Raw genomic sequence first — 22,250 nt, 5'->3', positions numbered from 1 at the left:
CTACAGACGGACGCGACAAGAAAAGCTGGGGTAAGAGCTATAATATTATGACTGAAGAGAATTTAAACAGGCTCTAAATGCAAGTTCCGTTTTTATAAATGCAAGCTTCGTTTATAGATTACAATTAACACAAAACAACTTTACTTCCTAATAACCGGAACTTTCTTATTAATGGAAAGCAACTTTTCTCTTAATGTTCTGTACATGATTTGCAGTAGATTTGAAAAGCTACAATATAGGAATAGAAGAATTACTAACTTCGTGTTAGCCATAAAGTCTGCAAACCGGACAAGTAGAATCTGCAAATCAAAAACAAAGCCTGCAAACTAAGCAAATAAAGGCTCTGAATTAAGTAAATAGAGGCTCTGATTTGAGTAAATAGAGGCTCTGATTTGAGTAAACAGAACTTCTAAAAAAACATTTCTGCCGAAACTGCATCGGATTTTACCGGAAAGTGTTATCTTTACGGCCAAGTTAAACTATATACTTACTACAATGAGAATTTCCAAGTAAGACAACACTTCCAAGTAAACATCACTTTTCATTTATGCTTTTGACTTATCGTTAAGCATCACGAAATCCGTGTTGTTTAGCCAGTATTGTGTTTGTCGCCCCCTTCCCCCGTGATTATCTTTCACTATTTCTTTCACTATTTCTTTCACTTCAAATCCAATAGACAACCATGCCTATAAGTATTCAACAAATCAGCTATATCCATCCGGATAAAGAGGTATTATTCAGTGACCTCAACTTTGCCATCAGTAAAGGGCAAAAGCTGGGACTGGTCGGCAATAACGGCTGCGGCAAATCTACCCTGCTGCAAATTATCGCCGGGCAACTATCACCGTCTTCCGGTGTTATCGTCCGACCGGACGACCTTTATTACATTCCGCAACATTTCGGACAATATGATTCATTAACTATCGCCCAAGCCTTGCAGATAGACAGCAAGCGACAAGCCTTGCACGCTATTTTGGCGGGAGATGCCTCAACGGAGAATTTCACACTACTGGATGATGACTGGAATATCGAGGAACGCTCCGTCGCCGCCCTCGATTCGTGGGGGATAGGGCATCCCCTATCCTACCCGCTGCATCTGCTCAGTGGTGGAGAAAAGACCCGTGTCTTTTTAGCGGGTATGAATATTCACACCCCATCTGTCATCCTCATGGATGAACCTACGAATCATCTCGATTCTTCGGGCAGGCAACGTTTGTATGATTGGGTAGAGAAATGGCGCTCAACATTGCTGGCAGTGAGCCATGACCGTACCTTACTCAATCTTCTTCCCGAAATTTGCGAACTGGAGAAACATCAAATCACGTATTACGGTGGGAATTACGAGTTCTACAAAGAGCAGAAAGCTCTGGTGCAGGAAGCCTTGCAGCAACGTATCGATGAAAAAGAAAAAGCGCTGCGGGCAGCCCGCAAGGTAGCCCGTGAAACGGCAGAGCGAAGGGATAAACAAAATGTGCGTGGCGAAAAAGCCAATATTAAAAAAGGCATTCCACGCATCGTACTAAATGCGTTGCAGGGAAAATCAGAGAAAAGCACCAGCAAACTAAACGGCGTCCATCAGGAGAAAGCCGAAAAGCTGACTGATGAGCGCAACCAACTTCGAGGTTCACTCTCTCCAACGGCTGCGCTAAAGACTGATTTCAACAGTTCTTCCCTGCACAACGGGAAAACGTTAGTTACAGCGAAAAACATTAATTTCGGTTATTATCCTAACCAGAACGACAATGATAGTCAGAACGACAATGATAATCCAAGTGAAAATAATACCTTCGACAGCAGCAACAGCAGCAAACTGCCAGCGCAACTGCTTTGGCAAGCTCCCATCAGTTTTCAACTAAAGAGCGGCGACCGTCTCCGCATAGAAGGAACCAACGGCAGCGGAAAAACCACTCTTCTGAAAATCATCACCGGACAACTCGAGCCACAGGAAGGAACGCTCACACGGGCAGATTTCTCATACGTCTATCTGAATCAGGAATACTCTATCATCGATGACCGGAATAGTATCCTCGAACAGGCTTACGCTTTCAACAGCCGGAACCTGCCGGAGCACGAAATAAAAATTATTCTGAACCGTTACCTGTTTCCCGCACCCGAATGGGATAAATCCTGTCGGAAACTAAGCGGTGGTGAAAAGATGCGGCTCGCTTTCTGTTGCCTGATGATTAGTAACAATACCCCGGATATGTTTATCCTGGACGAACCGACCAATAACCTAGATATACAAAGTATTGAAATCATCACCAATACAATCAAAAAATATACAGGTACTGTCATCGCTATTTCTCACGACAATTATTTCATCCGTGAGATTGGTGTCGACCAGCATATTGCATTAAGTTAATCTATTGTTATTTTATCCGATAAAGTCTCAAATATCAATACGTTTTTTTATAACTTCGCAGCGCGAAGAAAAAGAATAAAAATAAAATGAGTCAAACAACGCAATCATGGTGGTTTGTCTTTTATAAAGACCAACTACTTCTTGAAAAGAAAGGGAACGGCACATTTGCCCTTCCTTGCGGAGAAATTCCGCCTATCGTTATCAAAGAAAAAACTACGGTACATACTATCACAACATTGGAGGGAAAGAATTGCAAATCTTTCTCTCTGCCCGCACCTATCGAGGAATCGGCGCAATATGCAATGATCGGACTTCGTGCTTCTTATGAGTATCTCCCGTTGACTCATTACCAGACAGCAGGAAAAGCGCACGAGATTCTGCATTGGGACAGAAACAGCCAGTTCTGCTCTGCCTGCGGCACTCCTATGGAACAGAAAGAGGACATCATGAAACGTTGCCCGAAGTGCGGAAGGGAAGTATATCCGTCCATTTCAACCGCAGTCCTCGTCTTGGTGAGAAAAGAAGATTCTTTGCTCCTGGTCCATGCCCGCAACTTTAAAGAAACATTCAACAGTCTTGTTGCCGGATTTTTGGAAACCGGAGAGACACTGGAAGAATGTGTAGCGCGTGAAGTGAAAGAGGAAACCGGACTGGACGTGAAGAATATCACTTATTTCGGCAATCAGCCTTGGCCGTATCCCAGCGGGTTGATGGTCGGTTTTATTGCAGATTATGCCGGAGGGGAAATAAAACTCCAGGATGAAGAATTAAGTTCGGGCGACTTCTACACAAGAGATAATTTGCCGGAACTTCCCCGAAAACTGAGCCTTGCACGGAAGATGATTGACTGGTGGATAGAGCATCCAAATGACTAATATGAATAACATGGCATAAATGGACTTGGATAGAAACTAAAAAATAACAGAAAAACTCTTATAAAATAAAGAAAGCAGGCCACGAAATACACTCAAACCACAAACGAACAATTTATGAATATGAAACTGAACGTATCACTCTAAAGCATCAACAAAACATGTGTATCCGCAGCCTGCGGGTTGAAATTGAGATGATGCCAATACAACAAGATTTCCCCAAGAATGATTAGAAAGTCGGCTTAAAGAATGCAAAGGAATCGAAAGAACTGTGCTAAACCGGGCTAAATGCCCAAAAACAGGGGAAATCAAGACGATACACAGATAAAAAGAAGCGCCCCTATACTCTTCAAAAAGACTATAGAGGCGCTATTTTATGATTGTCCTATTCTGAAACTATCAGCAGAAACTGAATCAGATGCCCAATGACTTCTTCACTGCTTCAATCTTTTCCATTGCGGCAGATTCGGCAGAAGCATAACAATTGCGGCAACCCATTGCGCCCTGAACTTCCATATAGAACTTAATCTTAGGTTCTGTACCTGAAGGACGGACAGAAACTTTGCTGCCGTCTTCTGTGAAATACTGAAGAACATTAGATGATTCCGGCATATCGATTGCAATTACATTTCCTTTGTCATCTGTCTGCTTCAAAGTCTTGTAGTCTTTGCTCAGGATTACTTTAGAACCACCCAATTCTTTCGGAGGATTGGCACGGAAGTTCTCCATCATAGCTTTGATTTCTTCAGCGCCGCTCTTACCCGGTTTCACAACGTTTACAGTAAACTCTTTAGAGAATCCGTATTCTACGTAGATGTCCAGCAACAATTGATACAGCGACTTGCCGTTATCTTTTGCCCATGCAGCAACTTCGGCAATCAAGCAGCAAGCTGATACGGCATCTTTATCGCGAACAAAGTCTTCGGCAAGGAACCCGTAGCTTTCTTCACCACCGCCGATATATTTCTGTTTGCCTTCACGCAGACGGATTTCACGGGCAATCCATTTGAAGCCGGTGTAGCAGTCGAGCATTTCGATATTGTTCTTATCTGCGATTTTCTTGATAAGTTCGGTAGTTACGATGGTCTTCACACAGAACTCGCCACCTTTAATCTTACCCAGTTGCTTGTACTGAGTCAAGATATAATAAAGGTACATCATACAAGTCTGGTTACCGTTGATAAGCACCCATTCGCCTTTATCATCCTTGCAAGCGATACCCACACGGTCAGCATCCGGGTCGGAAGCCATTACGAGGTCAGCATCAATTTCTTTAGCCAGATTCACTGCCATAGAAAGAGCCTCCGCATTTTCCGGGTTCGGAGATACGACAGTCGGGAAGTTACCGTCCTTAATCATCTGTTCGGGCACAGTAAATACGTTTTCGAATCCCCACATCTTCAATGCACGCGGAATCAGCATCATACCTGTACCATGGATCGGAGTATAAACGATTTTCATATCCTTGTGGCGGGCAATAGCTTCCGGGTCGATAGAAACGGTTTTCACCATATCCAGATAAACCTTGTCGATATCTTCACCGATAATCTGAATCAAATCCGGATTACCCTGGAATTTGATGTCGGCAGCAGAAGCAATAGCGTTTACTTCGTCGATAATGCCTTTATCGTGCGGAGCCAATACTTGAGCTCCGTCATCCCAATATGCCTTGTAACCGTTGTATTCCTTCGGGTTGTGAGAAGCAGTCAGGATAATACCGCTCTGACAACCGAGGTGACGGATGGCGAAAGACATTTCCGGGGTGGGACGCATATCATCGAACAGATATACTTTGATACCATTGGCAGAGAAGATATTAGCGGAAGTTTCTGCAAACAAGCGGCTGTTGTTACGGCAGTCGTGACCAACCACTACAGAAATCTGCGACAGGTCTTTGAAGTTCTTTTTCAGATAGTTGGAAAGTCCCTGAGTGGCAGCACCTACCGTATAGATATTCATACGATTGCTACCTACCCCCATGATACCACGCAGACCGCCTGTACCAAATTCCAGGTCTTTGTAGAATGCTTCAATTAGTTCGGTCTTATCGTCATTTTCCAACATACGTTTCACTTCAGCCTGAGTTTCGGCATCATAAGCCGGGGTCAGCCATTTTTCGGCTTTCTCAGTGACCTGTTCAATAAGTTCCTGATTTTCCATTTCGATTGTTATTTATATGGTTAATGAATTATTTACTGTTATATTCTTGAGCACACAAATGTAAAATAATAAGTTTATAAATCCTATTCTTTTAATTGAAATTTGAGAATTTAGAATTAAAAAACAGCACACTCAATACCTGATATCCGATACTCAATATCTATTCTTGAGGCACTTTATATCTGTCTCCGGTCTGTTTGACATATTCCTGCAAGAATTCCTTCGGATAACCGGGACGAAGCACTCCGGCAGGTTGTCCGATAGAATTACGTTCGAATTGCCCGTCCTTCACACGTTTCACTACTCCATCGTTATACTTCACAATCAGGAAAGTACCCAGTTGCTTCCATGTATCGAAAGTACTCTGCGCAGTCATGTTGGTATAGTTTGTCAAGAAATCAATTGCAGCGTTCTTATCCTTATCCAACAGTTTAGCCGCCATCTCTTCAATACCTTGCTGTGCGTTGTTAAAAGTAGTTTCCATCTCCTTCTGCGCTTCCCGTACATCACCAATCATCAAATCATAACGCGGATAAACCATATTTGCCACCCAGTTGAAAATCCAGAAAGCAGAATTCCAGGAGAAAGTAATATAATCGGCTCCATCCACACGCGTATAGCAAACCGGCACTTTCGTAGCACAACAATAGACAGGAGTAAATACCGCCATATTCGCATCGTCCACGCCAAACCAAAGTACGCCGCCTATCGGGTCGGGCATATTAGCACGCATTTGTGCAACAAATACAAAGCCGCTTTGTTGAGTAGAAATAGGTCGTTCGTTGAAATACTCCTGGTCGCCTACCTTAAAGTTCAGAGGAGAGAGACGGTATGGAGTTTTGTAAGGCCCTGCCCCGAAATCATTAGAGATGTCGAGCGGAGTTCCTTCGTAATGGTCGCGCATCATATCTTTCACATCTTGTACGGACAACTTCTGTTTCGGTTTCACAAAAAGAGGCATCGGTGTATCTGTTTTTCCTTCGATATAAGGAAGGTAATCTTTACCGTTATCAGTGTACTTATTGAAATAACTCCATACACGGGCTTCGCAGAAACGACGTGCACCGAAATCAAGGGGAGCATACGCAAGCGAAAAACTAAAATCTTTATTCACTCCATTAAAGTATCCCTTTTCACGCGCGAAAGAGATAACGTCCGGAGAGTACATACAGTTTTCCTTGTCGTTCATGTCAAACTGATGGATGCGCGACTGGTTGGCATGAGCCGAAATACAATCGTCCGGCACACGAACAGCTACCCAAACAGCTCCACGGATGCCGGGACCTTTGCCAATCATCTCCATAATCCATATTTCGTTCGGGTCGGCAATGGTGAAAGATTCCCCACTGCTGTAATAGCCGTATTGCTGTACCAAGTCAGTCATTATCCTGATAGCTTCGCGGGCAGTACGCGAACGTTGCAGTCCGATATAAATAAGGCTTCCATAGTCAATAATACCAGTAGAATCCGCCAATTCGGGACGTCCGCCGAAAGTCGTTTCACCAATCGTAACCTGATATTCGTTCATATTGCCGGTCACGTTGTAAGTCTGCCGTGCCTGTTCGATTTCTCCCAGGTATTTACCGGTATCCCATTCATACACTTTCAGCATGGTTCCTTTCGGATAAGTGGCTGCCGGATAATGATACAGTTCTCCAAACAGCCCATACGAATCGGCAGAATAGGAAACGATGGTCGAACCGTCGGTAGAAGCGTTCTTACCGACTATCAGATTGGTACAGGCGAAAGTATTCGCCACAGCCGCCATCAGTAGGGCGGCACACAAAATCACTCTTTTCTTCATAATGTGTATATGATTCATTTTTAATAATTACCAAACAAAAGTCTCACGGGACACAGTCTCATTTCCGCAATTATCGGTCACCGTAAATTCAACGGTATGCTTGCCGCCTTTTTTCATGTGTTTTGAGTCAAGCTTGCATTCCCAATATGACTTCACAATATTAGGTCGCCCGAAAAGTGCGTACTTTCCGTCAATCATGCCCCGATAGGAAGCAATGCCGGCACCTTCGTCTTTCAGCCGATAGACAATCTTTCCGTTTCTTCCCCACTGGTTCTTATTGACAGGGATGATTTCGGGCGGTATCGTATCAACGGCAACGGTGTAAGTCCCCAATTCACGGACAGAGGTTTTCATGTAACCATCCTCATACTTCCCGCCTACACTATATTTCCTGCCTTTCGGAGTCACACGGGCTACATAATACTTTGTAGTGTCGGCTACCGGCCTTCTGCGCAGACCGATACGAATCTCGCACCCCGCATGAAGCGAAACAGGTTTGTCATTTATCTGATAAGTAAATGCGACTGCCCCGCTATCGGCTTTCACCTGATAGTTGAGAGGAACATCGTCATACAACATTCCTTTCGGAACGACCAGACTCAATCCAGGTTCTTGCAGATAATTTGTCTTATCCCAGGCAAAGAAGTATTTCTCCCGATGACTCAAAGGTTCAACCGGCTGCTTCCGTCCACGTACGGTAAAACCATATTTAGAAGTATTCCCGAAAGCATCTTTTAAGGTATATAGAAACTGATAATCCCGTTCCTCGTCAATCGTCACCAAGCCACGGTTACCATTCGATGCCTTCAACAGACGCAAAGTATTCCCCGGCTCAATAAAAGATTTCATGTATTGCCCGCACGTCCATGAGTTTATCATTCTGTTTTCTTCCTGAGAAAAGCGGTCTACCGTACTACGGAAAACCTCATTTCCATCTACCGTAAGAACAACCGAATACACTCCATAATGATTGCTGGCCCCATCCATGTAATCATATGCCTTGATGCCTGTACCAATCACTCCCCATGCTTCCACCGGACTTTCCGCGTTCGGGAGAATTGTTTGGGTCTGCTGTTTTCCATCTACCACACCTTTACCCGGCTGCGGAAAAAACATAATACCATCAGCTTTGGGGGCACGCGTATCTTTTATCTTCGATTTGAAGAAAGGCATCGGGTCGATATAATCCCCCGATTCAGTTTCGAACACATCCAAATGCAGATGCGGACCGAATGAATAACCAGTATTCCCGCTCCATGCTATCTGCTGACCGCCTTTCACTGGATATTCATCCGGTTCGGGAATAATCTCCACTTCCCAATTTTCATTTTCATATTGAAGTTTCTCCACCCTTTCGGCAATGGGAGAAATAAAACCACTCAAGTGTCGGTTGACAGTAGAATAACCGTTATGATAACAGACATCAAGTACATATCCCGAACCATTGGTGACACGGATACGTGAAATATACCCGTCGGCAAGGGCACGGACAGGTTTGCCGATAACTCCGCCTGTTTTAAAATCCAATCCGCCATGAAAGTGGTTAGAGCGGATTTCTCCGAAGTTTCCGCTCAATGTAAGAGGAAAGTCAAAAGGTGGCACAAAGGTGACTTGCTTCTTTTCTTGTCCACAAACTCCGACGCAACAAGCCAGCATCAAAGCAGCGATATATTGTTTTATCATTCCATTCACTTTTTACTCCCCGCAAATGTACACTATTCCAACTAAATTACGAAATATCCGGGCAGAATGATAGCCGGAGATACTAGTTAATAATTCTTTTTATTATTATATTCATTGCAAACCTGCATCCATCATGTTATTTATATTAGTACTTTTGCACCCGTTTTTAATTTTAATAAAATATAAAGAACTCAATGAGAATGTATGTAAAAGTAATGGCAGCGGTCATTGCATGTATACTGCTGAGTGGTGAAGCGTACCCGGCATTTGCAACTACCCCCGCTACAGAAAATCTGAGTTGGTTTAAAAAGAAAAAGAAGAAACCAGAAGAAAAAGAGGAGAAGAGTAAAAACGACTACGAAAAATTAGTGGAAGGCAGCAAAACAACCAAAGGGATGTTTGCTGTACATCAAAAGAAGAACGATTATTATTTTGAAGTTCCCACATCACTTTTAGGACGTGACTTATTAGTTGTCAATAAACTGCAAAGAGTTCCTGCCGAACTGAATGAAGCAGGTGTAAACCGTGGAGTAAATTATGAAAATCAGATGGTTTGCATGGAATGGGATAAAGCCAGCGGAAAACTGATGTTCCGCCAACAACGTCCATTACCTCTGGCTCCTCAGAAAGATGCCATATTCCGTTCGGTAAAAGACAACTTTATCTCCCCGCTGATTGCCGCATTCAAAATCGAAGCAATCAACGCGGATTCTACTGCATTGGTAATCAAAGTAAATGACATTTATGACGGTACGGAAACCAGTATCAATAATGTATTTACCAATATCAACCTGGGTACTTCGGCTATCAAAAACTTGTCACGTATCCTCTCTATCAAGTCTTTCTCAAACAACGTCGTGGCAACTTCCGAGTTAACCACCCGGGTGACAGAAGGCACTACAACTGTATACGTGACAGTGGAAGTAAGCTCTTCTATCCTTCTGCTGCCTGAAACACCGATGATGGGACGTTTCGACAATCAGAAAGTCGGATACTTCACCAACCCGCTATTAAGTTTCAGCGATGTACAACAAAGAACGGACAAAACGCAGTATATCACACGTTGGCGCATGGAACCCAAACCGGAAGACCGGGAAACTTACCTGAAAGGTCAACTAGTGGAACCTGCCAAACCCATCGTATTCTACATCGACAATTCGACTCCTTACCAATGGCGTTCGTATATTAAGAAAGGTATTGAAGACTGGCAGATTGCTTTTGAAAAGGCAGGTTTCAAGAATGCGATTATTGCCAAAGAAATCACGGACAGCATGCATGTAGACATGGACGATGTCAACTATTCCGTACTGACTTACGCCGCTTCGGAAAAGAAAAATGCAATGGGACCTTCCCTATTGGACCCACGTTCGGGAGAAATCCTGGAGGCTGACATTATGTGGTGGCATAATGTGCTTTCCATGGTACGCGAATGGATTACAGTGCAGACCGGAACCGTTTGCCCGGAAGCCCGCAGCGTGCAGTTGCCTGATGCCTTGATGGGCGACGCCATCCGTTTTGTAGCTTGCCATGAAGTAGGGCATTCTTTGGGATTGCGCCATAACATGATGGGCTCATGGGCTTTCCCGACAGATTCACTACGTTCGGAAGCCTTCACTTCTAGAATGAACTCTACCGCTTCATCCATTATGGACTATGCACGTTTCAACTACGTCGCACAGCCGGGAGACGGTGTGAAAGTTCTTTCTCCGCATATCGGTCCTTATGATATGTTCGCTATCGAATATGGCTATCGTTGGTATGGAAAGAGTACTCCGGAAGAAGAGAAAGACCTCTTGTTTGATTTCCTGAGCAAACATACAGACCGTCTTTACAAATACAGCGAAGCACAGGATGTACGCGATGCCGTAGACCCGCGTGCACAGAACGAGGACTTAGGTGACGACCCTGTTCGTTCTTCTTTACTTGGCATTGAGAATCTGAAACGTATCGTCCCGCAAATTCTTCAATGGACTACTACCGGTGAGAAGGGACAGACTTACGAAGAAGCATCCCGTCTCTACTACGCTGTAATCAACCAATGGAACAACTATTTATATCATGTCCTTGCCAATATTGGTGGTATCTACATTGAAAATACAACCGTAGGAGACGGTGTTAAGACTTATACATTCGTAGAAAAAGAGAAACAACAAGCTTCGCTGAAATTCATCATGGACGAAGTTTTGACATACCCTCAATGGCTGTTCGACACGGAAGTGGGAGAATATACTTACCTGCTCCGCAATACTCCAATCGGTCAACAGGAGAACGCTCCTACCCAGATATTGAAGAATGCCCAAGCCTATATTCTCTGGGATTTGCTTGGCAACACCCGTCTGATGCGTATGATAGAGAATGAATCCGTCAACGGAAAGAAAGCCTTTACAGTAGTGGAACTGATGGACGGACTCCACAAGAACATTTTCGGTATTACCGAACGTGGTGGCATCCCCGACGTGATGGAACGCTCTTTGCAGAAGAACTTCCTGGATGCTTTACTTACTGCCGCTGCAGAACCGGAAGCCGTGAAAATCAACAAGAAGATTGCAAACGAGCATTTCTTGCTTGACCACGCTACTCCTTTCTGTAGCTGTTACGCAGCCGAACAACGTGCACTCCGCCAGGAAGACCGGATGGGTGCGCCGCGTGTACTCAACTTCTACGGCAGCCAACTCAACCGCATCTCAGATGCCATCTCTGTGAAACGCGGTGAGTTATTACGCATCAAGAAGTTGTTGCAGAATCGTCTCGGAACTTCCGACACTGCTACACGCTACCATTATGAAGATATGATTTTACGTATTAATACCGCTTTGGGAATCAAGTAAACTATTAATTAAACTATCTTACAATTAATGAGAATCAAATTTTTGTGCATTATTATATGCTTATTTGTGAATGTACTGGCTTCCGCCAGTGCTGCTAATCGTACAATCACCGGAGTAGTAATCTCCGGTGAAGATAATGAACCTCTGATTGGTGCTTCCGTTTATGTCCATGCGGACGATTTGAAAAAGGCCGGAGCATCACAGACTTCTCTAGGTACTATCACTGATATGGATGGTAAATTCTCCATTTCCATTCCGGAAAAGGTAACTCGTATTCATTGCAGTTATATCGGCTTTGAAGAACAGGTAATTGCATTGCAAGGAGACAAGAGAAGCTATCGCATCGTACTTCAACCCTCGGCTCATGCTTTGGCAGATGTGGTAGTAACGGGTTATCAGACATTGGAACGCAGAAAGCTGACTGCTGCCATTTCAAAAGTTGAATTATCGGATGCGATGGTAGGTGCTACCAAAAGTATCGACCAGGCATTGACCGGACAAATTGCGGGTGTGGCAGTAACAAATACGTCCGGTGCTCCGGGAGCTCCGGCTAAAATTCGTATTCGTGGTACTGCTTCATTAAATGGAACACAAGATCCGTTGTGGGTATTGGATGGCATTCCTTTGGAAGGAACAGATATTCCAAAAATGGATTCAAATTCTTCCGACAATGACATTGTGAATATCGGGCAGTCATCCATTGCGGGAATAAGTCCTAATGATATTGAAAGCATAACAATCCTAAAAGACGCTGCCGCAACAGCTATTTATGGTGCTCGTGCCGCAAACGGCGTAATCGTTGTGACTACCAAACGTGGAAGAACAGGAAAGCCGGTTGTCAACTTCAACACGAAATTAACCTATTCTCCTAATTTGGATACATCACAACTCAACTTATTAAATTCAGAAGAGAAAGTTAATCTGGAACTTCAAATGATGAAAGAGCAGCCATTTGATTATGGAGGATGGGGATTCATGTTCTATCCTGTATATCCGGAAAAGGGTGGAGTAGTAAATATTTTAAGGAAATACGAACTTCTGGATACTTATAGACAAAATGGTTGGGATGGACTCACCCCTGAAGCTCAAAATGCAATCAATAGATTGAAAAGTATTAATACAGACTGGAACGATATATTATTCAGAGATGCATTTACTCAAGAATATAACTTAAGTATTTCCGGAGGTAGCGAAAAAGTTACTTACTACAATTCTCTCGGCTATACCAAAGAGAATAGCAATGTACCTGGCGTGAGTCTGAGCCGTTTTAATTTAACAAGCAAAACCAACTATCAACTTAACAAACTGCTAAAAATAGGTATTTCTATTTTTGCCAACAGACGTAAGAACAGAACTTTCATGACAGACTCTTACGGATTGACCAATCCTGTGTATTACTCACGCATAGCCAATCCCTATTTCGAACCTTTCGACAACGAGCACAACTACTTGTATGATTATGATGTAACAGGCAGTGTAACAGATGAAAAGAGAGGATTCAATATATTCGAAGAACGTGACAATACCAGTAAAGAATCAATTACTACTGCTATCAATTCCATCTTTGATACTGAACTGCGTTTCAATGACCAATGGAAACTGACCTCGCAAATCGGTGTACAATGGGAACAATTATCCCAGGAAGAATATGTAGGTCTGAACAGTTTCAATATGCGCAATATGCGTGAAGACAATACTTATTATAAAGATGGGGTACGCACATATATTATACCAGAAGGTGGAATGCTCAAGACAACCGGCGCCACTACTTCTCAAATCACGTGGAAGATACAAGGAGAGTATAAGAATACATTTAGCGATATCCATGATATACAAATAATGGCCGGATCGGAAATTCGAAAGAATTGGTATGAGAACCATGTATCTACAGGATATGGTTACGACCCTAAAACACTCAACTTCAGGAATCTGAATTTCAAAGATGAAACACAAGCCAATGAGAGCAAGTGGAAACTTAAAAATGAAATAAGTCGAGAAAATGCTTATGCCTCTTTCTTTGCAAACGGCTCATATTCATTGATGAACCGTTACACTTTGGGAGGAAGTATCCGTATGGATGGTTCCGATCTTTTCGGAGTAGACAAAAAATATCGTTTCCTGCCAATATATTCGGTCAGTGGTTTATGGCGTTTATCCAATGAACCATTTATTAATCAAAAGTGGATTGATAATTTAGCTCTTCGCCTATCATATGGTATACAAGGCAATATTGACAAGAATACTTCACCATTTCTAGTAGGAAGTTATAAGAATACAAGTATTCTGCCAGGAGGCACGTATGAAGATTATATTACTATCGACAGTGCGCCAAACAGCAAGCTGCGCTGGGAAAAAACCACGTCCTACAATATCGGATTAGATTTTGCCGTCTTGAACCAGGCTATCAATCTCAGTGTGGATTACTATTACAGAAAAGGGACAGACCTTATCGGTTACAAATTGTTACCATTGGAAAATGGTTTCGAAAGTATGGCTATCAACTGGGCCAGTATGTCCAACAAAGGTATAGAGATTAATCTGCAGACTCGCAATATCACAACCAAAAATTTCTCCTGGTATACGTCATTCAACTTTGCTTACAATCAGAACAAAGTACTTAAAGTCATGACTCAAAAGAGCCAAGTGACACCCAGTTTGGAAGGATACCCGGTAGGTGCAATCTTTGTTTTAAAAACCAAAGGAATAAATCCGGAAACAGGACAAGTCATGGTTGAAAACAAGAATGGCGAAGCCGTAACAATAGAAGAACTCTTCAAGATGGCACCTAGCGGAAATAATGACGGTCAATATAGTATAGGCGCAGATACTGAAGAAATACGAGGATTCTACAGTTATGCCGGAACCGCTGATGCACCCTATACCGGTGGTCTTATGAATACATTCAGTTATCGTAACTGGGAGTTAAACCTAAATTTATCTTATAATATAGGAGCACATGTGCAGACCACTCCTTCCTATTATATAGCCGACTTAGATCCGGGAATAAATATGAATAGAGATATTCTGGACAGATGGACACCCGAAAATGTGAACGGAACTTTCCCGGCATTAGCAACTTATCACACAAATCCTGCTGACTATTATTTATTCAGCAGTCGGAGAGATCTCTACAAATCCTTAGATATTTGGACGAAAAAATTAAGCTATGTACGTCTGCAAAACATACGTCTTGCCTATCGTCTACCTTCGGAATGGCTGCAAAAAGTAAGGATTAGCGGAGCAACTGTCGGCCTAGAAGCCCGCAACTTATTTGTCTTTGGTTCAAGTTACAAAAACTATATGGATCCGGAATCTATGAGTAATCTCTACTCTACCCCTGTTCCAAAATCAGTAACTTTCAATCTTAGTCTTAACTTCTAAAATAAGAAATGAATATGATGAGAAAAATATATTTTGCTTTTACTTTACTAGGAAGTATATTGTTAACTTCCTGTGATAACTATCTGGATATTCAGCCTGTCGGTAAAGTAATACCCAATACTTTAGCAGAGTATAGGGCATTACTCACTACCGTCTATAATACAAGACTCAATGACAAGGCTGTCACTGAATTACGCACTGATATCGTACAAGTTACAGATATCAGTAGTTCGCAAAACACATACGGAGATATCCAAATATGGAATGACCTCAATCCAAAAGCCGGAACAAGAGATTTCGTATGGGACAAATATTATACTAATATTTATTACGCTAATGCCATAATTGACAAGAAAGATGCTATCACAGAAGGAAGCCAAGAGGGAATAAACCAACTGGTAGGAGAAGCATATTTATTAAGAGCATACATGCACTTTATACTTGTGAACCTCTATGGACAACCATATACCAAAGAAGGGGCGCTAGATACGAAAGCAGTACCTATAAAATTGGATCTTGACCTGGAAGGAGTCCCCACCCGGAATACAGTAAAAGAAGTATATGCAGCCATCCTATCTGATATTGAGTCTGCACGAAAGCTTATCAATCAGAAAGAATGGGAAAGCCAATACTCCTATCGTTTCTCCACTCTTTCGATTGATGCAATGGAAAGCCGTGTATATCTTTATATGGGAGATTGGCAAAAAGCATACGAAGCTGCAGAACGGGTATTGGCTACTAAATCTTCATTGGAAGATCTAAATGCTCCGGATGCCAAATTACCTAATGATTACCAATCGGCAGAAATGATCACTGCATATGAATTTTACAGTGATGACGTAACTACCGCTTTCATTATTACCCCCTCATTCATACAAAATTATAAGGCAAATAAAGATTTACGTTTGAATAAATATTATAGCCTGAATAAAGATAATAAGTATATATCCATCAAAAGTGGGAAATCACAATATAATTGTACCTTCCGTAATGGAGAAATGTATTTAACTGCCGCCGAATCTGCCGCTCATTTAAATAAACTGCCGGAGGCACGCAACCGATTGCTGCAATTAATGGAAAAACGCTATACACAAGCAGGCTATATAGAAAAGAAAATCGCAGTAGAAGCTATGGAGCAAACCGAACTGATAAAAGAAATTTTAAACGAAAGAGCTCTCGAGCTTGCTATCGAAGGACACCGTTGGTTTGATTTACGTCGCACAACTCGCCCTAGCATTCAAAAAGTCATAGATGGTCAATCTTATACATTGGAAGAAAATGACGCACGCTACACATTACGGATTCCACAAGCGGCAATCGATGCAAATCCTGGATTATTAAACTAAAAGTTTATTTATCCTTTTCAATTATAAATCTGATAAAACTCCTTTTGCAACCTCATTTGCAAAAGGAGTTTTTACTATTCTCTCCACCACGTATCCGACATATAGCTCGAGTGGGTCTCTATGGATTATATTCATCAAAATACCCAAAGAAATATTTCTTCTCCGCCGCTTGCCGGTAAGATTCAATTAATTCACTCATAACTTCCGCCACCGACTGCCGACGGGATATAATTGCCGACACCTGCCCTATTTCCAGCTCACCTTCCTCCAAATCACCTTCAAACATTCCTTTCTTTGCACGTCCTCTTCCCAGCAAGTTTCGTAATTCTTCTGCAGAGGCACCACTGTCTTCCGCTTTCTCCACTGCATATCGGAAATCATTCTTTACCAAACGCGTCGGAGCCAGTTTCTTTAATAATAACTTAGTATCTCCCTCACCAAGGCTCAGGCAATAATCCTTAAACACCGGACTTGCAGAGCTCTCTTCAGTCAAGGCGAAACGAGTACCGATCTGCACTCCCTCAGCCCCCAATGCCATAGCAGCCAATATACCTTCTCCCGTACCAATGCCTCCAGCAGCTATCAAAGGCAATGTTGTAGCCTCACGCACAGCAGGAATCAGACAGAAAGTTGTTGTTTCCTCACGACCGTTATGTCCACCGGCTTCAAAACCTTCAGCCACCACAGCATCCACACCCGCTTCCTCACACTTCATTGCAAAACGAGAGGAAGAAACTACATGGACAACCGTTATCCCCCGTTCTTTCAACCATCCGGTCCACGTTTTCGGATTTCCGGCAGAAGTAAAAACAACCTTCACTCCTTCTTCCACCACAATATTCATTATCTCTTCTATCTGAGGATACATCAAGGGAATATTCACACCAAAAGGAAATTCCGTAGCTGCACGGCATTTACAAATATGCTCGCGCAAAGTTTCGGGATGCATAGAACCTGCACCAATCAGACCTAAGCCCCCCGCATTACTCACTGCGGAAGCCAGCCGCCAACCGCTACACCATACCATTCCACCTTGAATTATAGGATATTGTATCCCTAGAAGAGAAGTTATTCTATTCATAATTAATAATTTATCAATGCACTAATAATTTCGTCCCCCATAAGAAACCGGATTACTTACTAATGTGCCAATACAACAATATACAAATATATAAATCATTCAATTACAAACACTCTCCAGTCAGTATATTGTCATATCGCAACATTAGTACATATATACAACGCCCTTAACGGGCAATCTGTTCAATTGGCTTATTTATCAACACAGTCGTCGAATCTCCATAAGCTCGCAGGACTTCCAACGTGCGGGCACGATTATCCCTCCCCTTCTTGTTCCAAAAATCTTTTGTAAAGACTGCCATCAAGTCAATCCCTCCAATAGTTCCGCCATTGATATACACCCCACTCCCGCCAAATAAAGGAATAGGACTGTCCATCACTACCGAATTTACAAACATCCCATTGGCACGCTCACTCAACTGGCGGAAACGTACCCCGCTCGCCTGTATCTCATCCAAAGACTTACGCATTCCCTTTGCCATCGGATTACGCGCCCAGTTGGAGTATGTTCTCTGATGGCGCAGTTCGTAGAAAGGATCTCCCCGCCAGGTATTCTTATCTACCCTTATCTTTTTCTGATAGACGGGATCCCAATTGAAACGGGTATTTGCCTTATAAGGCATCAGGCTCAACACCACTTTCGGTTTAGGCAATGCTTCGGGCAACGATTCGTCAGGCAGCATCCAATTCTTCTCCTCCGACATCCGGGGGCTTCCTACTGCACCGCCAAAATCAATCGACTTTACAGCATCCATATTTAAGTGCAACTCCTGGTCACTATCCAGCAACTTCTTCAGATGCAATGAATCTTGCGCCGTCCATACTTGCGAATATGCAAGCAAAGTCATCAGACACAAAGCCATAGTTGTCCAGAAACGTTTCATCAATCTATTCATCCTCTTTATTCTTTCATTACCTAATACCTTTCAAACGCTTCATACATACCTGCCTCAACCCGATTCTAATGTAGTCCATTGAGCGTAGCAAGCCCCTGTCAGCAGTAAAAAGACTACTGATACAAACAAACGTTCCTACATGAATGTTTTCTATTTCTTATTCCGAACGCAACTCTTTATTGAGCGTCACCACCAACGATAGCCCGATCCGCAAAGTGGTTCGTCATAACACGGGTCAATCGTCCACCGGGTCTTCGGATACTTCCGTTCTTCCCACCAGCTACGATAGCAGGCAACTGCATCGAGCACTTCCTCGTCGGTCAGGAAATAGATTGCTTCATAATTCTCGGCATTCGCCAATACCATTTTGCAACCCATTGACGGCGGTGTACCCTGACGGATATATTCAATCACCCAAAGCATACATTCACCCAAGCGAATCTTACCGTTGTTCGTATTATAAACCGACGGAAAAGAAGGGATAATAGTCAGATCTTCTGCATATTTCAAAAGTTCGGGAATATCCTCTTCCATGAAATGAGGAACTTCCACCACTCCTTTGTCATTCTTCATCTTATACGTGCCCGACTTCAATTGCTTCACAAAAAGGCCAACATCCGGATTGTTGTAATCCATTTCTTCGCTGCTGCATCCACTGAAAGATACAATCAGGCAAAATGCCATCCACAGCATTACAAGTGTTTTTTTCATTTTCATAAGGATTAATACGTCATGCGAAGTCCGCAAAGTAAATTAAAATTAGTCGGCCGTTTCGTGCGTACCGTAGCCAGTTTCGAATCCGTGCTGAAATGGTGCGAAATACCTGGTTCGGCAAAAAGCGCAAGTCGGTCGTTAATCTTATAATTGATTCCAATGCCGGCAGTCACTGCCAGTTGGACAGGTTCTTCCTTGAAACTATTGTCCGGAGCGCCGACGATGCATTTATCCGCTATTCCGCCTACAGTAGCGTAAAGGTCAACTTTCTTTGTATCCATCAACGTCACATTCACCCGGACAGGGATACCCAAATAGTGTAAATATTGTCCTTCCGAACGAAGATTTGAATAAAGCAATCCGGTTTCTATTCCCAGATAATCATTCAGTTTCCGTTCTACTGTCACACCTGCGGAGAGTGGCATCTTATAAGTACCGTCATCCGCCGGAAGTGCCGTACCTAACTGCGCTTTTATCGCCCAGCGATGTCTCTTCACAACTTTTTCGGGAGTAACAGCCGGCCTTGCAGTTTCTTCCTGCACGGCGAATGATCCTGTATTTCCATTTGCAGCCTGCCAATAACCATTATAACCTTGATTACCGTAACGATTGCCACTTCCCGTAGCAGTCGACGAAAAAGAGAACGACATGGAGAAGGTAATAGAAAGCGAATCCTCCTCTTCCACACGTTGCGACAACATACCGAAAGACTTGGGAGTCGGTTTCGGCAAAACAGGTTCCACCGGCAACGGCAATTGATTGACACGTATTCCGTCTCCGTCCATTTGTCCTCCATTCGTCACAGCTATCTTCGTAAACGCCTCTTCCATCTCTTCCTTGGGAGAGAAATACAGGAAAGTAGCTGATGAAGCCGCCAGAACGAGCAACACTGATGCCGCAGCCGCCACACGGAAGAGCAGAATCCGACGGTGATGTTGGCAAGCCACAGGAATATCCTGCGAGAGTTCTTCCCAAAAGCCATCCCGGACACTTATCCCCGCATCGGCGAGACGTGTGCGAAACAGTTCGGTTATTTCATCATTTTCTTTCTTCATTGTTCCTATACTCTTTAATTCTTTTTGCTAACAGATATTTGGCGCGACGCAACTGCGAAGTAGACGAATGCTCTTTGATATGAAGCATCTTAGCTATCTCCTTGTGCGACTTTTCTTCAAACACATAAAGATTGAAAACGGTTCGGCAACCATCCGGCAATTCGGCTATAAAAGCCATCAACCGCTCCTCGGAGATTCCATCCCCTCCTCCCGAATCCGATATATCGGGTATATCGGGAAGCTGCTCTTCATGCACTACCAACTGACTGACCCGTTTCTCCCGTCTCAGATAATCGATCGATTGAGTGACCATCACCCGGGTTATCCATGTGCAGAGCGACGATTCGCCCCGGAAGGAGAAGTTGGTGAAAATTTTGATGAAACCGTCATGCAGTACATCATGCGCTGCATCCATATCGCCCGTATAGCGGAAACATACCGCCAGCATCTGTTTGGAATAGAGGGTGTAAAGTTCCTTTCGGGCTGAATCCTTTCCTGCCCGACAGCCCTTTACCAGTTCTATCTCGTTTTCCAAGTCAATTACCTTTTTTTAAAACCGAACGTATGTTTGCGTCGTTTTATCCATTAGACGCAAGAGTTTGGGGAATGCTGCAACAGGAAATGTTAAAGAATACAAATACAAAAGTTTTTTTTCTGAAGCATATGCAAAAACAGAGAAGACAGAAACAGTCTTCAGATACAAATAACGCGGATAACGCGGATTCTTTTTATCAAAGTCTTACCATCCGTGTCATCCGCGTTACGCGCGTCTTAAGAAATCTTCATGACAATCTTCTCTTTTTCATTTAGCACGCCTTGAAGCTCATATCCAGTCCTTTCACTGAATGAGTCAGCGCACCTACAGAGATAAAGTCTACACCACATTCGGCATAGTCACGAAGAGTATCAAAGGTGATGCCACCCGAAGATTCGGTTTCGTATTTACCGCCCACCATCTCTACGGCTTTTTTCGTCATTTCGGGAGTGAAGTTATCAAACATGATACGGTCCACCCCACCAAGCTCGAGCACTTGTTGCAGTTCGTCGAAGCTGCGGACTTCTATTTCTATCTTCAAGTCTTTCCCTTTTTCTTTGCAATATTCTTTGGCACGGGTGATAGCTTTATCAATACCTCCGGCAAAGTCAACGTGATTGTCTTTCAAGAGAATCATGTCGAACAAACCGATACGATGGTTTACGCCGCCACCGATCTTCACAGCCATCTTCTCAAGGATACGCATGCCCGGAGTTGTCTTACGGGTATCCAGTACGCGGGTATTTGTACCTTCCAGCCTCTTTGCGTATTTGCGGGTCATTGTCGCAATACCACTCATGCGTTGCATCACGTTCAGCATCAGACGCTCGGTCTGGAGCAATGACTGTACTTTTCCCTCCACTACCATTGCTACATCGCCCGGCTTCACTTCCGTTCCGTCGTTGATAAACACTTCGACTTTCATAGTCGGATCGAAACGGTTGAAGATTTCTTTAGCCACTTCGATACCTGCCAGCACACCGGCTTCCTTGATAAGCAATTTTGATTTTCCCATTGCCGTAGCAGGGATACACGAAAGGGTGGTATGGTCGCCATCACCTATATCTTCTGCAAAAGCAAGATCGATCAGTTTGTCGATCAGTTCTTTTTCCTTATTCATTGATTTTGTCAATTCTTATTTGGTGTATTAAACATTTATCCTGTACTTTCTTCAAGAAGCAATTCACACGGAAACTTCCCTTCGTAGTAGCCAACGTGCCGATAACGAAACTCGATTCGTCCCGTTTTCCCTGATGGTTTACATTAAATCCGCTGACTTTATTCTCCGTAAAGAATTCTTGCATCGCAACTGTTGCTTTCTGTTTGTCAACGTTTGTCGAGCGACCTCGGAGCACCAGGTTTACCTTGTCCCCCATATACTTACTTAGCTCTTGCGAGCTTCCTCTTTTAAATGCCGTAATCACTCCTGCCGGTATCTCTTGCGCCATAAGCAACGAGAGGGAAAGAAGCAAAGCGGCCATTCCTACGAGCACTCGTTTTTTCATAATTACAAGCTTTTAAGTTGAAGTTTAAA

At 43.2% G+C, this 22,250-nt stretch carries 14 protein-coding genes and 1 pseudogene; 5 read left to right on the top strand and 10 right to left on the bottom strand.

Going from position 1 to position 22,250, the window contains the following annotated elements; translation table 11 throughout:
- Nucleotides 1-682: 682 nt before the first annotated feature.
- Nucleotides 683-2,362 (top strand): ABC-F family ATP-binding cassette domain-containing protein, encoded by a 1,680-nt coding sequence (locus NSB03_RS13115; protein ID WP_257466429.1) that lies wholly within the window; start codon nucleotides 683-685, stop codon nucleotides 2,360-2,362.
- A gap of 80 nt (nucleotides 2,363-2,442) precedes the next feature.
- Nucleotides 2,443-3,237 (top strand): annotated as a pseudogene (gene nudC, locus NSB03_RS13110) (NAD(+) diphosphatase); the annotation flags it as partial.
- A gap of 411 nt (nucleotides 3,238-3,648) precedes the next feature.
- On the opposite strand, the gene NSB03_RS13105 reads toward nudC, so the two are convergent.
- From NSB03_RS13105 to NSB03_RS13095, 3 genes are all read right to left on the bottom strand, one after another.
- Entirely contained in the window at nucleotides 3,649-5,394 is a 1,746-nt protein-coding gene (locus NSB03_RS13105) for a phospho-sugar mutase (protein ID WP_135038236.1), read from the bottom strand.
- 160 nt (nucleotides 5,395-5,554) lie between these two features.
- Complete coding sequence (locus tag NSB03_RS13100; RefSeq protein ID WP_024987568.1) at nucleotides 5,555-7,198, bottom strand: C69 family dipeptidase; 1,644 nt, start codon at nucleotides 7,196-7,198, stop codon at nucleotides 5,555-5,557.
- Between the two features lie 27 nt (nucleotides 7,199-7,225).
- Nucleotides 7,226-8,881: a M23 family metallopeptidase gene (locus tag NSB03_RS13095; RefSeq protein WP_162222308.1), complete on the bottom strand. Its 1,656-nt coding sequence runs from the start codon at nucleotides 8,879-8,881 to the stop codon at nucleotides 7,226-7,228.
- A 194-nt stretch (nucleotides 8,882-9,075) separates the two neighbouring features.
- Between NSB03_RS13095 and NSB03_RS13090 the strand changes: the two genes are divergently transcribed.
- From NSB03_RS13090 to NSB03_RS13080, 3 genes are read left to right on the top strand one after another with little or no spacing between them, the layout of a single operon-like run.
- Entirely contained in the window at nucleotides 9,076-11,709 is a 2,634-nt protein-coding gene (locus tag NSB03_RS13090; protein WP_024987566.1) for a zinc-dependent metalloprotease, read from the top strand.
- A 27-nt stretch (nucleotides 11,710-11,736) separates the two neighbouring features.
- The gene (locus NSB03_RS13085; protein ID WP_024987565.1) at nucleotides 11,737-15,090 is read left to right on the top strand and encodes a SusC/RagA family TonB-linked outer membrane protein; all 3,354 of its coding nucleotides are present in this window, start codon (nucleotides 11,737-11,739) and stop codon (nucleotides 15,088-15,090) included.
- Nucleotides 15,091-15,104: 14 nt separating this feature from the next.
- Nucleotides 15,105-16,436 (top strand): RagB/SusD family nutrient uptake outer membrane protein, encoded by a 1,332-nt coding sequence (locus NSB03_RS13080; protein ID WP_024987564.1) that lies wholly within the window; start codon nucleotides 15,105-15,107, stop codon nucleotides 16,434-16,436.
- 118 nt (nucleotides 16,437-16,554) lie between these two features.
- On the opposite strand, the gene NSB03_RS13075 is transcribed toward NSB03_RS13080, so the two are convergent.
- The 7 genes from NSB03_RS13075 to NSB03_RS13045 all read right to left on the bottom strand — a co-directional run bounded on the left by NSB03_RS13075 (nucleotide 16,555) and on the right by NSB03_RS13045 (nucleotide 22,221).
- The gene (locus NSB03_RS13075) at nucleotides 16,555-17,517 is read right to left on the bottom strand and encodes an NAD(P)H-dependent flavin oxidoreductase (RefSeq protein ID WP_121766424.1); all 963 of its coding nucleotides are present in this window, start codon (nucleotides 17,515-17,517) and stop codon (nucleotides 16,555-16,557) included.
- Between the two features lie 166 nt (nucleotides 17,518-17,683).
- Nucleotides 17,684-18,412 (bottom strand): DUF4858 domain-containing protein, encoded by a 729-nt coding sequence (locus tag NSB03_RS13070; protein ID WP_024987563.1) that lies wholly within the window; start codon nucleotides 18,410-18,412, stop codon nucleotides 17,684-17,686.
- A 186-nt stretch (nucleotides 18,413-18,598) separates the two neighbouring features.
- Nucleotides 18,599-19,123 carry a DUF4943 family protein gene (locus tag NSB03_RS13065; protein WP_128824363.1) on the bottom strand — a complete coding sequence of 175 codons (525 nt, stop codon included), beginning with the start codon at nucleotides 19,121-19,123 and terminating at the stop codon, nucleotides 18,599-18,601.
- An 11-nt stretch (nucleotides 19,124-19,134) separates the two neighbouring features.
- A complete protein-coding gene (locus NSB03_RS13060) occupies nucleotides 19,135-20,181 on the bottom strand; it encodes a putative outer membrane beta-barrel protein (protein ID WP_024987561.1) in 1,047 nt (348 codons plus the stop codon).
- Nucleotides 20,165-20,716 (bottom strand): RNA polymerase sigma factor, encoded by a 552-nt coding sequence (locus NSB03_RS13055; RefSeq protein ID WP_121766422.1) that lies wholly within the window; start codon nucleotides 20,714-20,716, stop codon nucleotides 20,165-20,167. Before NSB03_RS13055 ends, NSB03_RS13060 begins: the two co-directional genes overlap by 17 nt.
- 271 nt (nucleotides 20,717-20,987) lie before the next feature.
- The gene (gene nadC / locus NSB03_RS13050; protein ID WP_024987559.1) at nucleotides 20,988-21,836 is read right to left on the bottom strand and encodes a carboxylating nicotinate-nucleotide diphosphorylase; all 849 of its coding nucleotides are present in this window, start codon (nucleotides 21,834-21,836) and stop codon (nucleotides 20,988-20,990) included.
- A complete protein-coding gene (locus NSB03_RS13045; RefSeq protein WP_024987558.1) occupies nucleotides 21,829-22,221 on the bottom strand; it encodes a DUF4783 domain-containing protein in 393 nt (130 codons plus the stop codon). Before NSB03_RS13045 ends, nadC begins: the two co-directional genes overlap by 8 nt.
- Nucleotides 22,222-22,250 lie beyond the last annotated feature (29 nt).

It is taken from the genome of Bacteroides acidifaciens (assembly GCF_024623065.1).
In the GTDB taxonomy this organism is placed as follows: domain Bacteria; phylum Bacteroidota; class Bacteroidia; order Bacteroidales; family Bacteroidaceae; genus Bacteroides; species Bacteroides acidifaciens.
Note: the sequence above shows the minus strand (reverse complement) of the source record. Positions and strands in the feature narration are given on the sequence as shown.

Coding starts and splice junctions, on each gene's coding strand:
- NSB03_RS13060 (WP_024987561.1), bottom strand. CDS start 20,181: ATGAAGAAAGAAAATGATGAAATAACCGAACTGTTTCGCACACGTCTC.
- NSB03_RS13105 (WP_135038236.1), bottom strand. CDS start 5,394: ATGGAAAATCAGGAACTTATTGAACAGGTCACTGAGAAAGCCGAAAAA.
- NSB03_RS13080 (WP_024987564.1), top strand. CDS start 15,105: ATGATGAGAAAAATATATTTTGCTTTTACTTTACTAGGAAGTATATTG.
- NSB03_RS13075 (WP_121766424.1), bottom strand. CDS start 17,517: ATGAATAGAATAACTTCTCTTCTAGGGATACAATATCCTATAATTCAA.
- NSB03_RS13115 (WP_257466429.1), top strand. CDS start 683: ATGCCTATAAGTATTCAACAAATCAGCTATATCCATCCGGATAAAGAG.
- NSB03_RS13065 (WP_128824363.1), bottom strand. CDS start 19,123: ATGAAAAAAACACTTGTAATGCTGTGGATGGCATTTTGCCTGATTGTA.
- NSB03_RS13095 (WP_162222308.1), bottom strand. CDS start 8,881: ATGATAAAACAATATATCGCTGCTTTGATGCTGGCTTGTTGCGTCGGA.
- NSB03_RS13100 (WP_024987568.1), bottom strand. CDS start 7,198: ATGAAGAAAAGAGTGATTTTGTGTGCCGCCCTACTGATGGCGGCTGTG.
- NSB03_RS13090 (WP_024987566.1), top strand. CDS start 9,076: ATGAGAATGTATGTAAAAGTAATGGCAGCGGTCATTGCATGTATACTG.
- NSB03_RS13045 (WP_024987558.1), bottom strand. CDS start 22,221: ATGAAAAAACGAGTGCTCGTAGGAATGGCCGCTTTGCTTCTTTCCCTC.
- nadC (WP_024987559.1), bottom strand. CDS start 21,836: ATGAATAAGGAAAAAGAACTGATCGACAAACTGATCGATCTTGCTTTT.
- NSB03_RS13085 (WP_024987565.1), top strand. CDS start 11,737: ATGAGAATCAAATTTTTGTGCATTATTATATGCTTATTTGTGAATGTA.
- NSB03_RS13070 (WP_024987563.1), bottom strand. CDS start 18,412: ATGAATAGATTGATGAAACGTTTCTGGACAACTATGGCTTTGTGTCTG.